At 57.4% G+C, this 13756-nt stretch carries 15 protein-coding genes; 10 read left to right on the top strand and 5 right to left on the bottom strand.

From position 1 onward, the window contains the following. Positions 1 to 97: 97 nt before the first annotated feature. The 5 genes from PCAR_RS13135 to PCAR_RS13115 form a co-directional block, all read right to left on the bottom strand. Positions 98 to 550 (bottom strand): phosphatidylglycerophosphatase A family protein, encoded by a 453-nt coding sequence (locus tag PCAR_RS13135; RefSeq protein WP_011342167.1) that lies wholly within the window; start codon positions 548 to 550, stop codon positions 98 to 100. A 3-nt stretch (positions 551 to 553) separates the two neighbouring features. Further along, on the bottom strand, positions 554 to 1738 hold the full coding sequence (gene larC, locus PCAR_RS13130) for a nickel pincer cofactor biosynthesis protein LarC (protein ID WP_011342166.1): 1185 nt from the start codon (positions 1736 to 1738) through the stop codon (positions 554 to 556). Then, positions 1735 to 2493: a nickel pincer cofactor biosynthesis protein LarB gene (gene larB / locus PCAR_RS13125; protein ID WP_011342165.1), complete on the bottom strand. Its 759-nt coding sequence runs from the start codon at positions 2491 to 2493 to the stop codon at positions 1735 to 1737. Before larB ends, larC begins: the two co-directional genes overlap by 4 nt. 164 nt (positions 2494 to 2657) lie before the next feature. Then, positions 2658 to 3551 (bottom strand): substrate-binding domain-containing protein, encoded by an 894-nt coding sequence (locus tag PCAR_RS13120; protein ID WP_011342164.1) that lies wholly within the window; start codon positions 3549 to 3551, stop codon positions 2658 to 2660. Positions 3552 to 3606: 55 nt separating this feature from the next. Further along, positions 3607 to 4701 carry an AAA family ATPase gene (locus tag PCAR_RS13115; RefSeq protein ID WP_011342163.1) on the bottom strand — a complete coding sequence of 365 codons (1095 nt, stop codon included), beginning with the start codon at positions 4699 to 4701 and terminating at the stop codon, positions 3607 to 3609. A 323-nt stretch (positions 4702 to 5024) separates the two neighbouring features. On the opposite strand from PCAR_RS13115, the gene PCAR_RS13110 reads away from it, so the two are divergent. From PCAR_RS13110 to PCAR_RS13065, 10 genes are all read left to right on the top strand, one after another. Then, positions 5025 to 6980, top strand: coding sequence for a TonB-dependent receptor plug domain-containing protein (locus PCAR_RS13110; RefSeq protein ID WP_011342162.1), 1956 nt, complete (start codon positions 5025 to 5027; stop codon positions 6978 to 6980). 356 nt (positions 6981 to 7336) lie between these two features. Next, positions 7337 to 8707 (top strand): ABC transporter ATP-binding protein, encoded by a 1371-nt coding sequence (locus PCAR_RS13105; RefSeq protein ID WP_011342161.1) that lies wholly within the window; start codon positions 7337 to 7339, stop codon positions 8705 to 8707. Next, the gene (locus PCAR_RS18010) at positions 8694 to 9395 is read left to right on the top strand and encodes an energy-coupling factor transporter transmembrane component T family protein (protein ID WP_011342160.1); all 702 of its coding nucleotides are present in this window, start codon (positions 8694 to 8696) and stop codon (positions 9393 to 9395) included. The genes PCAR_RS13105 and PCAR_RS18010 overlap by 14 nt, the downstream gene beginning before the upstream one ends. 12 nt (positions 9396 to 9407) lie before the next feature. Then, entirely contained in the window at positions 9408 to 9962 is a 555-nt protein-coding gene (locus PCAR_RS13095; RefSeq protein WP_011342159.1) for a hypothetical protein, read from the top strand. Between the two features lie 90 nt (positions 9963 to 10052). Continuing rightward, complete coding sequence (locus PCAR_RS13090; RefSeq protein WP_011342158.1) at positions 10053 to 10793, top strand: hypothetical protein; 741 nt, start codon at positions 10053 to 10055, stop codon at positions 10791 to 10793. Positions 10794 to 10802: 9 nt separating this feature from the next. Next, complete coding sequence (locus PCAR_RS13085; RefSeq protein WP_011342157.1) at positions 10803 to 11006, top strand: hypothetical protein; 204 nt, start codon at positions 10803 to 10805, stop codon at positions 11004 to 11006. Positions 11007 to 11034: 28 nt separating this feature from the next. Beyond that, the gene (locus tag PCAR_RS18005) at positions 11035 to 11850 is read left to right on the top strand and encodes a hypothetical protein (protein WP_011342156.1); all 816 of its coding nucleotides are present in this window, start codon (positions 11035 to 11037) and stop codon (positions 11848 to 11850) included. Positions 11851 to 11855: 5 nt separating this feature from the next. Continuing rightward, the gene (locus PCAR_RS13075) at positions 11856 to 12560 is read left to right on the top strand and encodes a MotA/TolQ/ExbB proton channel family protein (RefSeq protein ID WP_011342155.1); all 705 of its coding nucleotides are present in this window, start codon (positions 11856 to 11858) and stop codon (positions 12558 to 12560) included. Further along, positions 12560 to 12961 carry an ExbD/TolR family protein gene (locus PCAR_RS13070; protein ID WP_011342154.1) on the top strand — a complete coding sequence of 134 codons (402 nt, stop codon included), beginning with the start codon at positions 12560 to 12562 and terminating at the stop codon, positions 12959 to 12961. Before PCAR_RS13075 ends, PCAR_RS13070 begins: the two co-directional genes overlap by 1 nt. Continuing rightward, complete coding sequence (locus tag PCAR_RS13065) at positions 12958 to 13695, top strand: energy transducer TonB (protein WP_011342153.1); 738 nt, start codon at positions 12958 to 12960, stop codon at positions 13693 to 13695. Before PCAR_RS13070 ends, PCAR_RS13065 begins: the two co-directional genes overlap by 4 nt. Positions 13696 to 13756: the final 61 nt, after the last annotated feature.

Genomic DNA, 13756 nt, shown 5'->3' with positions numbered 1-13756 from the left:
TTTCTCCTGCAGGGGGAGGCTTGCGCCACCAAAGGATCCGTGGGCCAATCGGATGCTATGGATCCATTTATCCCGAATTAAGTTTCTCCGTGACCGTCTATCCCAGCCAGTAAAGGGTCAGCCGTAGGGCTGCAGCGCCGTAAAGGCCGGCCACCACATCGTCCATCACCACGCCGATGCCGTTTTTCAGGTGGCGGTCGAACTGATGTGCCGGTGGTAATTTGAAGATGTCGAACAACCGGAAAAAAGCGAAGCCGAGCAGGGCGTTCTGCCAGGTAAAGGGCAGCAGAGCGACCGTCACGAGGTAGCCGACCAGTTCGTCCAGGACAATGCGCCCGTCATCCGCCACTCCGTAGATGTTGCCTGCCGCATCGCAGATCCAGAACGACAGAAACAGCAGGGCCGTCCATGTGGTAAGGTACAGCCCCGCGGGCAGTGGTGCCAACAGGTAGAATGCCAGTATGCCGGCCAGCGTGCCGAAGGTGCCGGAGGCCACGGGCGCATAGCCCAGTCCGGCGTTACTGGATAAAAACAGAAGGAATCGGCGCATGGCTCAACCTTTCTTGCGGAAAAAGTCGTAGGCGGTCTGTTCCGCCAGACGGTAGATCTCGGGTAGTGGCAGCCCGCTGCTTTGTGCCAGTTTCTGGCAGCTGTCGAATTCGGGAGCCAGCCGTAACAGTTTGTCGCCCTCGTAAAAAAGCTTGATGTGTACCTCGCCTAGAGGCGTGGTCAGACGCTCGATCTGGCGGCGCAGTTTGAACCGGGTGGCTTCCTGGTAGCGCAGGCCGCCGGCCGTGCTCTCGCGCAGAATGCGGCGGGCGAGAGCAACCGTTTTATCCTGCGGTGCCAGTACCGTCAGGTGTACACCGGGCCGGTTCTTCTTCATCTGCAAAGGGGCGAAGGCGACGTCCAGTGCCCCTTCTTCGAGCAAATGTTCCATCAGTGCGCCGAGCCACTCCGGATTGGCATCGTCAAGGTGGCACTCCAGAATGGTGATGCGGTCCGTTTCGCCTTCCCAGGGATCGTCGGCTGTTCCCAACAGGCCGCGCAGCAGATTGGGGCGGTCGCTGAGCTGGCGGTCACCGGCGCCATAACCGACGCGTTCCAGGGTCATGGCGGGCAGGTCGCCGAACTCGGCGGTTTCGGCGGCAATGGCCGCGCCGGTCGGGGTGACCAGTTCCACTTCGGCTGTATCGCCGACGGTGGGCAGTCCACGCAAGATTTCCAGGGTGGCCGGAGCCGGCAGCGGAAAACTGCCGTGCGCACAGTGCACGGTGCCGCGGGTCAGGGGCAGGGGGGCGCAAACGATCCGGTCGGGATGCAGGTAGTCGAGGCCGACGGCGGCGCCGACGATATCGACAATGGAGTCGATGGCGCCGACTTCATGGAAATGCACTTCGTCCAGGGCGCGGCCGTGGATTTTCGCCTCAGCTTCGCCGATGCGGCGAAAGATACGGCGGGCAAGATCGACCACGGTTGGTTTAAGGGAACTTTCGGCCAGCATGCGGTCGATGTCTCGCCAGGTGCGGTGATGGTGTTGTTCCTCGTGTTCAACAATGATTTTGCACGCGGCCACGTGCTGGCGCTCGGTGCGCTGCTGGTGCAGTTGGTAGCCCGTCACCGGCAGCCTGTCCAATCCCTCTTGAATAGAGGGTAGCGGAACGCCCAGATCGACCAGCAGGCCGAGAAACATGTCGCCGGAAATGCCTGCGAAGGTATCCAGAAACAACAAGCTCATGGCTGCTCCTGTCGGTTGATGCGGGCGGCGGCGCAGGCTGCGCCGAAGCCGTTGTCGATATTGACCACCGTGACGCCGCTGGCACAGGAATTGAGCATGCCGAGCAGCGCCGCTACGCCGCCCAGGGACGCGCCGTAGCCGACAGAGGTGGGCACGGCGATGACCGGGGCCGCCACCAGGCCTCCGATGACGGAGGGCAGCGCCCCTTCCATGCCGGCGACTGCAATGATGACCGAGGCACGGCGCAGCTGATCGAGATGCGCCAGCAGACGGTGGAGGCCGGCGACGCCGACATCGGCCAGTTCCTCAACGCGGTTGCCCAGCATGCGTGCCGCCGTGGAGGCTTCCCGTGCTACCGGCAGGTCGGACGTGCCGGCGCAGATCACCAGGATCGGGCCGCGGCCGGTTGTCGCAACAGCATGCCGGACAATGGTCAGGGTGCGGCCCAGGGGGTCGTATGCGGCTTCCGGCCAGCGTTCTACAAGTGGGGCGGCCTTGTCGGCATCGAGGCGGGTTACAAGTACGTTGTTGTTGCCGTTCAGCAGGCCCTCGGCTATGCGCAGAATCTGCTCGGACGTTTTGCCCTGGCCGAAAATCACCTCGGGAGCGCCCTGCCGCAGGCCCCGGTGGTGGTCGATCAGTGCTTCGCCGACATCCTCGAAAGGCAAGGTGGCCAGGCGCGACAGACCCTCTTCCACCGACACTTGGCCGGAACGGATAGCGCTAAGCAGCTTATGTAGTTCGCTGGGGTTCATAATTTTTTAGCGATCCGGAGTTATGAGTGTTGGTGCGGGTCTAGAAAGATAACAATTCAGCAGGGAAAATCAAAGCGGAAAGTGGTTGAAGATAGGGGCTTGACAGGTGTTTGACTGCTGGGATCGAACTACCGGGCGGCGCGTCGCCGCCCGGTGATGGTTTGTCATTGGCCGGGGTGCATGGCGGGACCGACAGGCCAGACCGGGTAGAAAAACGGAACCCCGCCGTTTTGCTCCTTGCCGTAACCGGCCATGAAGGTCTGGATTCGCTCCGATAATATGAAATCGCCCAGGGCCTTTGCTCCCGCCTGATTGACATGGGGCGATCGGGCAGGGTTGGCCTCCATAAACACATAAGGCCGGCGCATGGTAGGGTCCTGGTCAACCAGGATCACAACCTTGCCACTGGGGTGTTTGTCTTGGGTAATAGGCATGCGGCCAAAGATGAAATAAGCGTTTTTTTTGTCGGCATATAAAGGAATATCGTCAGACCGGAGCGCTTCGTCCTGGATGAACCAGTCGCCCTTTGGGCGGATGCCGGCCCTTTTCCAGAGGGTGTGACCGATTTCCCGGGGGCCGTTGCTGTTCACGTCGAGAAAGGTACTTTTTGTTTCGGCGATGCGCTGGAGCGCTTTGGCGCCGTCCTTGAACCCCCGGATGCCGGCCGGATCGGAAGCCGGCCCGAGCAATACGAGGTCGTTGCGGGCGCAGGCGCGCATGTTGATGCCGTAACCGTCTGCCACCAGGTCCGTGGTGATGTCCCCGGAATGCATGACCAGAAAATCGGCCTCGCCGCGGCGAAAAGCGGGGGATATCTTCGGCCGGGCCCCTGTGGCGACCAATTTCACCTTGTAAGGATGCTCGGCCTCGAAGCGTTGCACGATTTCGTTCCACAGGCCGGTCATGGTCATGCCGCCGATAACGCAGGCACGCACGATACCGGGCTCGGCGGGCCCTTTGGTTGTGGATTGTAGTTGGTCGTTGGCCAGTGCCGGTGTGCTTGCCAGGATCAGCAGGGTTATTCCAACCATGAAACGGCGCATTGTCACAAAAAACATAAAATTACTCCAACGTCTAATGAATGACAGGCGTTGCTCGATTTGGCGACAATTCTCAGAATAAGCTGTCGATGGCGTCGAAGTCGATAGCCGTTTCGGCGAGCTTTTGCAACAGACTGATTTTTTCCCTGTCCTCGGGGTGAATTTTGGTGGTGTCGTTGGCAATGGCGGAGAAGACCTCGGCGCTGCTGAGGTCTTCCGCGCGCATGTAAGGGATGTTGCTGCGGTCGAGAATCTGCTGGGTGACTTTGGATATGGGATACAGTCCGGGGATAACCAGTCCGGCGATTTTGGAGTGGTATTCCGGAATGTTGTACAGGGATGCGAGGGTTACCAGCAATTCGTTGCGGGTGCTGGTGACGATGATAAGGGTCGATTCTTCCAGTAGATCGGCAACGCGCTGCGTCGAGGCCGCACCGAGATGGACATGGTGGATGATGTGCTGCTGGGCGTCCAGGTCGCCTTTGAGTAAGACATTCAGCAAGCTGGCGACGTGCTTGACGGTCGGGTCGGCGAGGATCGGCGAATAATTGAATCCCCCCATGATGTCGAACGGCATGCCGTCGAAGGCGATATTCAGATATTTTAGGGTATTTTCCCGTTTGGAGGGTAATAACTTGTTGACCAGAACCAGGCGCAGATCCGCCTGTTTCTGCTGGCACAAAGCATGGTTCAGGTGCACGTTGTCGATGACTCTGCCGATACCGGCATCGGTGACCATCAGCATGGGGGCGTCGAGTAAATACGCCATATCCGGATTGCTGAGCCCTGCAACAGAGCCGACACCGACATGCCCGGCGCCCTCGATGACCAGAAAATCGCAGCGTCTGGAAAGCTCTTCCGCCGCCGCAACGATTTTGCTCCTCAGTGCTTCGGCGGATATTTTGCCGTCCAGCAACTGGCGGGTCGATTCGGGTTGCAACACCACCGGCGACATCAGATCGAGATCGTCTTCGAGATCGAAAATTTCGGCGATAAGCGCCGCATCCAGGTCGACCCAGCGGCCCTTGTGAAGGGTTGGCTTGGGGCCCAACGGTTTGATGAAGCCGACGCGTTGATATTTTTTGCGTGCCATATGCAGCAGGGAGATGCTGGTGGTGGTTTTACCGCATTCCTGCCCGGTCGCGGCAACAAAAATCCTTTTGGTCACAATGCGTTCCTTGCGTGGTGGAGTGCTGAAGTGTAACGGGCTGACGCTGCGGGCCTTATTATAGGCCACCCGTTCCCTGCTTTCAAAAGTTAAAAGTAGATTTGGGGATTTTTGTCAAACAGGTTGTAATAAAGTCAAGACAATGGGCAATTTATCATGATGCGTTGGGTAAACGAGTTGACAACGCTGCAACAGCTTCGCTATATTGCGGCGATGATAACGATTAAATGATAAAAATGCTATTTTCAAAGGGGTTAGCCGCAATTTTTTCGGCGGCTTTGTTGGTTGTAGTTAATTCTTGTTTGAGATGGAGGGACTCGGAAATGAAACTAATGAAAGCGCAATTGGTCACGATCCTGATCGGGGCCATGATGGTCGGTGGCGCGGCAAGTTCGTACGCGGCCACAACCGACGACGGCGTTTATCGCCTCGGCGAGGTCGTGGTGGCCGGTGAGGAGTCGATAGTCGAATCGGTCGGTACGACCCACAAGGTAACGGCAGAAGAGATCGAGAAACGCGGAGTGCGTAGTCTCGACGAGGCCATCGACATGCTGCCCGGCGTACATGTCCGTACTGCCGCCGATGGTGCGCCGCGTATCGATATCCGCGGCTTCCGTACCCGTCATGTCAAGTTGCTGCTCAATGGTACTCCCTTCAACAGTACCTACGACGGTCAGTTCGATCCGGCGTTGATTTCCGTTGAAAATATCGCCGAGATTACCGTCACTACAGGCGGCGGCTCCGAACTCTATGGGTCGGGCGGCAATGCCGGGGTTATCAACATCGTGACCAAAAAAGCCACCAAGGGGGTGCACGGTTCTGTTGGTGCCGAGTTGGCCGAAGTCGATGCGACTTTGCTGCGTGCCACCGGAGCTTACGGCACGGATAAATATGACCTGTTTATCAGCGGCAGTATTTACGAACGCGATGCCTATCGTCTTTCCAACCATTATGGTGAGGAAAAATACGAAGACGGAGGCGACCGGGAAAACAGCGACCGCGAGCGGGACAACTTGTTTGTAAACCTCGGCTATCAGCCGACGGATGCCACTTTGCTTGGTTTGACCTTCAGCTATTTGAATGGCAAGAGGGGTAAGCCGCCGATCGCCCTTGAAGGCGATAAAAAGAAATCGGGATATGATCCTTTTGCCAAAAAAATAAAATACGAGCGGCAGGAGGACGAGGAATTCAATGTGCAGCTGGCTGCCAGTCACGATTTTGCCGGGCCGTTGAGTGTCAAAGGATGGGCTTATTTCAACACGCTGGACGTGGAGGAAACCCAGTACAAGAACTCGGACTACGATGAGATCAAATCACAGCTTGATTCCGAAACCGAAATCTCCGGCGCCAACCTGCAATTGGCGTATGATCTGAAGAATTACGGCCACGTGACCCTTGGGGTGATGGCGGAGAATGACGATTATGAGGCGGTTGATGACGACGGTGTAAAATCTGATGGGGATTTCCAACTTTATTCGGCCAGTCTCGAATATGAAGTCACTCCGCTGAATAAACTCGGCGTGGTTGTCGGTGCGGGCGCCCATTGGCAGGATCGCGAAAACGACAACGAAGAGGATTTTTCCTATCTTGTCGGTCTGACCTACGATCTGTTTGAGGGCACCCGTCTGAAGGCTTCTCATTCTCGCAAGGTGCGGTTTCCCACCATTCGCGATCTTTACGATACCGATGATGGCAAAATTAACGAAGATTTGTCGGCTGAGATCTCCTGGCATTACGAAATGGGTATCGAGCAGATGCTTCCGGCCAGCACTATGCTTTCGGTGACGGGTTTCTATATCGATATCGAAGATTACATCGAGAAAAATGAAGACGATGTTCGTGAGAACTACGAGGAGTACGAGTTTTACGGTGTGGAAGTCGCGGCGGAGAACCGGTATTTCGATAGCCTGTTTCTGCGCGCCAGCTATACCTACATGCACACCGAGGATAAATCTGACGATAGCGACCGGGATGAGCTGCAGAACCGGCCTGAGCACAAGGTTACTCTCGAATCCACCTATACCCTGCCCTGGGGCCTGACCGCTTATGCGGGTGCTCAATACATCACCGATAATTACTATTACAGCAGTGACGGTACCCAGCAGGACCGGTTGCCGAGTACTTTCCTTGTCGACTTAAAGCTTAACAAGTCGGCGGCTAACGGTGCTATCGATCTTTACGTGGGCGTCGATAACCTGTTCGACGAGGATTATGAGCAGAGCTATGGATTCCCCCTGGCCGGTCGTACCATTTACGGCGGCGCGACCTGGAAATTCTGAGTTGATGGGTTGCGTTACGCGTGACATTGCCTTTAGATGAAAATCGGCCGGTACCTTCGTGGGTGCCGGCCGTCTTTTTGTAACTTACGGGCAGGATGCCTGGATTCTCTTTTATGCTTATTCATGGATAGGGGGGGGGCGGCAGGTGATTGGCGCATCCAAGGTGGGGGGGGTGGATTAACGCGTTCACCTTAGGTCCGTTAAACTGTAAATCTGACGTATAGCGAACTATTTGACTTCGTTTCCCAGGTTCGCTATATTCCGCGATTAACAACGTATCGGTGGTTTTTCCGTAGATGTCGGATTGCTGTTATGCCAGGCACATGGCCTTGCGCCTGCAGGCTGGATGAAAAAGGATGGATATCCTGTTGCAGCTGAAGAACTTTTCGTACTTTTATCCGGATACAAAAACAGCCGTTTTGCAGGATATCGACCTGCAGATCGAGGCCGGCTGCTGTTATTGCCTGACGGGGCCGACCGGTTCCGGCAAGACCACGTTGGCGCTGGCATTGAAAGGGTTGTTGGACAGCGAAGGGTGTCGCGGGGAGATTGTCTGTTCCGGAGAATCTGAAACCGGTGATTTTCGTGTCGGCCTGGTTCTGCAAAACCCCGAAACCCAGCTTCTGGCTACCACCGTTGGCGCCGAGGTGGCTTTCGGTCTTGAAAACCTCTGCGTTGAGCCGGAGCTTATGCCGGCCCGGGTCGAAGCCGCTCTCTCCCTGGTCGATCTTCGCAAACCCCTCGATTATCCTGTTTCCAGACTGTCCATGGGGCAGAAATACCGTTTGCTGGTTGCCGCGTTGCTGGTTATGGAACCGCAATTATTGATCCTCGATGAACCGGCGGCACAACTCGATCCCGAAGGGTTGGCGGCTCTGTGTCGGGTTCTGTCGGACTTGAAGGCCAAGGGGGTCGCTGTGGTGTTATGCGAACACCATCCCGGGCCGTTGCTGGATCTGGTGGATCGTTTCTGGCAAATCGACGGTGAAGGCAGACTCTCTTCCGGCCGTTGGCAGGCGCAGGGAGAGCCTTTGGAGACATGTGGCGATCAGGGCACTGCGAATTTTTCCGTGGCGCCGGTTTTGCTGGAAGTCAGGGACCTGTCCTTTATGGGGCATGGGGATGTGCCCGTCTGGGATAATGTTTCCTTCGATATCCGACGTGGACAATGTGTCGCCGTGACGGGCATGAACGGAACGGGCAAGACCACCCTGCTGAGGGTGCTGGCCGGGTTTCTCAAGCCGGGCAGCGGCAACATAAAGGTCTTCGACGCCGAACCTGACCCCCGCCTTTTACGCCGCCGACTCGGATGCCTGTTCCAGAATCCCCATAAGCAGATCTTTGAAAACACCGTGCGCGAAGAGATTGCCTTCCCTCTGAAAAGACTGGGCTGGCCTTCTGAAGAACGCGCTGCCCGTATCGAAGAAACCCTGCGTTTGTGCGGTATTGACCATCTCATCGACGATTCGCCCCATAAGCTCAGTTACGGGCAAAAGCATCTTGTGGCTATCGCTTCGGTGTTGGCTCCCGCGCCGGAGATGCTTTTTTTGGATGATCCTTTTGCCGGTCTCGACGGTGCACGGCAGCGGGATGTGATGGAGGTTTTGGGTAATTGGAACAGGGAAAGGGGCATCACCCTTGTGATGACGTTCCATGATCCTGCCCAGGTTCCGTCCCTGGCCGATGGCCATTTGCATATCGAAGGGGGAGACATTGGCTGGCGATAGTTTTTCGCGTCTGCATGCCGCCCTGGCTCGCGGACACCGACGCGACGACGGCCCCGTCAAACCCGACAGGGGGCTTGCGTTGCCGGTGGGCGTAAAAATGCTGTTGGCCCTGACCCTTTCGTGTCTGGCTTTCCTGGCTCGCAGCTGGCCGTTTCTCGGGGCCATTACCGCCGTCAACGCCCTGGTGTTTTTGCTGCTCCGCCCGCAGGGCGTGTCCTGGTGGCGGCAGGGACGTTATTTTGTGTTTCAGAGTTCCACCATCGTGGTGCTTTATATTATCCGGTTCGGTTCTCTGGATGGGGTCACGGACGGCTTGCTGATTTCATGGCAGCTTTTTTTGGCCTTCTGGCCGACCATGGTGTTTGCCAAGACCACCTCGCAGACCAAAATGGTGCGCGCCATGAACCGTATTATGCCGGGACATGTTTCTTTTGTGCTGGCGACATGCCTCAAATTCGCTCCGCATCTGCTCGAAGAAGTCCGGGATATCTATGAAGGCCAGGTGTTGCGCGGGGCCAGGATTTTGCCGAAGGATCTGGTTAAACCCTGGAACTGGCCTGACCTGGTACATTGCGTTGTGGTCCCGGCGGTGGTGCAGGGTATGGCGCTGGCGGGGAATATCGCCCTGGCCGCCCGTGCCCGGGATTTCGGACTTTACGCCCGGCGTACCTGCTGGCCGGGGGAGTAGGAGTAGCGTTGCATGATGAAGCAAGTAGCCGAAAGGCTTTCCGATCGTTTTCGTCTGCCTCTCAAAGATGCCCTGTTCCTCGGTTTTTGCGCCGTGTTTGCGGTACTGGTGCGGCTGGTGTTGCGATTGCACCTGCATATTTCCGGTCATGCCATGATCATCAAGGTGTTTTTTCTGATGTTGGGCAGGGGAAGCACCCCGTGTCGATACGGGGCAAGCTTTACCGGGTTGCTGGCGGGGACCGCGGCCATGTTTCTGGGCTTTGCCAAGGCCGGTCCACTTATCATTTTCAAGTATCTGATCGCCGGAATGGTTATTGACGTTGCCGCCCTGTTTCTGCCCATGCTGTTCAGCAGCTATATACTGTGTGCCCTGGTTGCGGCAGCTGCGGCGTCGACCAAGTTTTTTACCGCCTATGGCATCAATGCCATAGCCGGCATGGATAAGGTGGTGAATATGCAACGCTCTTTACTGGAGGCCGCAGGCGCTATTGTTTTCGGCATGCTGGGCGGTTTAATGGTGCCGATGGTCGTACGCCGTCTCAGGGCTTACGGGGTGGTGCGTTGATTGCGCTCCGGTGAGAATGTTTTTTTGTTGTCTGTTCGGCAACTTTTCAGGGGAATGGGGCAGCCGAAGAGCTGTCGGGAGTGAAGAATTATGAAGATTTTGGTTTGTATCGATGACACCGACAACCTTGAATCCCGCGGTACCGGTGACCTGGCGACGGAACTCGCCGAAGAAATCGAAAAGCGCGGTTGGGGTAGCAGCCAGTTTGTAACCCGTCATCAGCTGCTGGTGCATCCCGACGTACCGTACACCTCGCATAACAGTTCCATGTGTTTTGAGGCGGATATCGATCCGGATTATCTGCAGCCGCTCATCGATTACGCCAGTGAATACCTCAAAAGGGAAAGCGCGCCCGGTTCCGATCCCGGTTTGTGCGTTGCCGTGGTAGATCGACTAACGGACACCGGGGCAGTGATGGCTTTCGGTCGCAAGGCCAAGGAAGAAGTTCTCAACAAGGGGATGGCTTACGACCTTGCGGCAGAGTTGGACGTTCACCTCTCCGAACATGGTGGAACCGGACAGGGCGTGGTCGGTGCCCTTGCAGGCATTGGTTTGCGGATGAGCGGCAAAGACGGGCGCATGAAAGGCTGGCTGAAAATCAGCACAGATAACGGCCTGGCTCGGGTCGGGGATATCCTCATGCAGTCATCGCTCCGGGGGGTGCGCACCATGGACGGAAAGGAGCTGGGGCACGAAGAAACCATTGCGGTGGACGAGAAGCCAAAAGCGGTCATGATCGATGGTGGCCCTTACCTGATGGTGTCGCCGGTGGATGATGGCGACGGGGTGCGTTGGCGCACCACCCCGAGGCAGCAACTGAAAAGGTTTTAGGAGGTTTTCATGTGGCAGATCAACAAACGCGGCGAAAAAGAGTTTAAACATGGCCAGGAGGCGTATGGCGCCGCCGCCGATGAGGCCCGTTCCTGCCAGGCCTTTTGCCCGGATGTCGAGGACGAATGGGTCGCTGATGAAGAACGATCCTGTTATAACTGCCGGCTGCGGCGCTGGACGGTTGGCTCCATTCTTTGCATGCATCCGGCTTGATGGTAGTCGTTAAGGACATGGGGGAAGCATGCTCAGATACTTACTGATGGTTGCAATGTGCTTGTTGCTCGGTGCCGGGTATGTTTCGGCGGAAGAGTGGGTTCAGGAACGTCCTGGACAAAAGGCCTATTACGACAGTAACGGCAAACTGGTTCGGGTGCTTCTCGATACCGACAACGATAAACGATTCGAGACCGAAGAGCGGTATGCCGGTCGGCGGATTTCCCGGAAGGAAGATCGGGACGGCGACGGTGTCTGGGAACGGAATTTCACCTGGGCAAAAGATGGCTCTGCGCGTCTTGTCGAGGATCGCGGCAGGGGCCCGATCCAGACCTCCTGGTTCGATCCCCGGGGGGCAACCGTCAAAGTGGAGAAAGACAAAAATAGAGACGGGCGCGCCGAGATAACCTGGTATTACGAGCAGGGTCGGCTGAGTAAGGTTGTCAAGCCCCGCGGTACCTGGTTGTACCGCAATGGGCAGATGGCAGAAGCGGTACTCGATACCGATCGCGACGGACGCGTAGATCGCAAGGAATATTACCGGCAGGGATGTTTGTCCCGTGCCGAGGAATTGCGGCCATCCGGCAAGGTTCGTTGTCTTTGGACTTTCGATAAAGCCGGTAAGCCATTACGGGCGGAAGAGGATATCGACGGCGATGGGCGCCGGGAGGTGACGCGTGCCTATCGCAAGGATGGTTCCGTAAGCCTGACAGTCGATGCCGATGGTAACGGAACCCCGGAAATTCGCGAGAACTATTCGGCAAAGGGCCGCATGGTGAGCCGTGAGGAAGACCTGGACGGTGATGGCATTTACGATTTACGGACCGGCCGCGTTAAGGAGTAAAATCTATGCAAAACTGGATTGTTTTTCTGGAAAAGGCCGGTCCGATCGGTATTACGATCATTCTCTGTTCGCTGGTGGCCGTGTTCATTATTATCGAACGTGTACTTGCTTTCCGGGCCTTACGGTTAAAGGACGATCGGTTTTACCACCGTTTGCGCAAGCGCGCCCAGGAAGGTTGTTTCGATGAGGCGTCCGCCCTTGCCAGGGAGGAGCGCCATCCCTGGGCGGTTGGTATGGTGGAAGTGCTGGCGCGCTTGGGCCATGCCGCCCGGGGGGCCAGTCGCGCCGATCTGGAGAAGACTTTCAGCCATGTTGCGACACGGGAAGTGCGGCGGATGGAGCGTTTTTTGCCGACCCTGTTCCTTATCAGCAGTATTTCCCCGTTGCTCGGCCTGCTCGGCACGGTGGCCGGTATGATCAAGGCGTTTCAGGCCATCGAGAACCTCGGCGGCAAGGTCGATTCCTCGGTCCTGGCCGGCGGTATCTGGGAAGCCATGTTGACCACCGCCCTCGGCCTCGGGGTGGCCATTCCCGCCATGGTGGCGCACAACTACTTGCAAGGCAGGGTCCATGCGACGGTGGCTGACATGAAGGAGGAAACTGGTATCTTTCTCGATGCTCTCGAGGATGCCGAAGTGCTTTTCCCCGAAGACCGAAAGGGCAGCGAAAAAACGCAGGCAGCTGTCGGTGCTGGCAGGGAGGCCAGGTGATGGATATCCCGGTTCGCTCTCAGTCGACAGGGTTGAACCTGACTCCCCTGATCGATATCGTGTTTCTTTTGCTGGTCTTTTTCCTGCTTACGACGCATTTTATCGAGGAGGACGGTATCGGTGTGCGTCTGCCGGCCGCAGCCAGTACCACCACCCGGGAGAAAGACGAGGTGGCTGTGGCGATTACCCGCGATGGGCGTTTGTTTGTGGCGGGGCAGCAAGTGCACTTATCCGGTCTGGAGCAGAAACTGCGAGGTATGCTTTCTTCCGACACCGCTGTGGTGATTCGTGGTGACCGCGATGTGCCTCTGCAGACAGCGGTTTCCGTTATGGAACAGACCAAAAAAGCGGGGGCGGCCCGCATTGTCGTTGCCACCCTCGAGGAAGCGGGCGCCCCGTGAAGGCAGGTCGCACCTGGTTGGCTTTTGGCGCCTCCCTGGCCATTCATCTTGCCGTGGTGTTGGCTCTTGGCATGGGATTGATGCAGCCTCACCGTTTGGTTAATCGTGTCGAGGTTGACCTGGAAGGTGCTGCGGCACCCTCGGTTCCTGCGGGGGTTCGTGCGCCTTCGCCTGTGGCTGGCCCGGAAATGCCCCAGTCTTCTTCGGTGCCTTCGGCGGCAGCGGTTCCTGCACAACTGGCTGTTGCTTCCCAGTCTTTCAATGCCCCTACGCCAAGTAGCTTCGATCCGGATGGCGAACTGCAAGTTCCGGTTTCCGGCGGGCTTCCCGGACCGACATCGGTGGCATTGACGGCCTCGGGTGGCGGTAGCGGGGGGATGGGCGCCGGCAGCGGTCCCGGTACGCAGGGCGCAGGTCAGGGCCGTCGGGGGTCCGGTTCCGCATCGGCTTTGGCGGGTTATCTGAATGCGATCCGGGCGCGGGTCGATGCCGCTAAGCGCTATCCTCAGATGGCCCAGCAGCGACGGCAGGAGGGCGTAGCCACGGTCACCTTTCGTTTGACGCCGGATGGCCGGTTGGCCGGGACCCCGACGGTGACCCGGAGTTCAGGTTATCGACAGCTCGACAAGGCTGCTTTACGGGCCGTAAACCGCGGAGCCCCCTATCCTGCCTTTCCTTTGGATCCCCGACAGATGAAGGCCCTTGAGATCCCGGTGAAGTTTTATCTTCGCTGAGCCAGGTATGTTGCAGAAACTTCCCCTTCCGCTGCGACGGGGGATGCTCTCCGTTCATGTC

The organism is Syntrophotalea carbinolica DSM 2380, assembly GCF_000012885.1.
Lineage (GTDB): Bacteria > Desulfobacterota > Desulfuromonadia > Desulfuromonadales > Syntrophotaleaceae > Syntrophotalea > Syntrophotalea carbinolica.
This window is presented reverse-complemented; position numbering and strand designations above follow the sequence as displayed.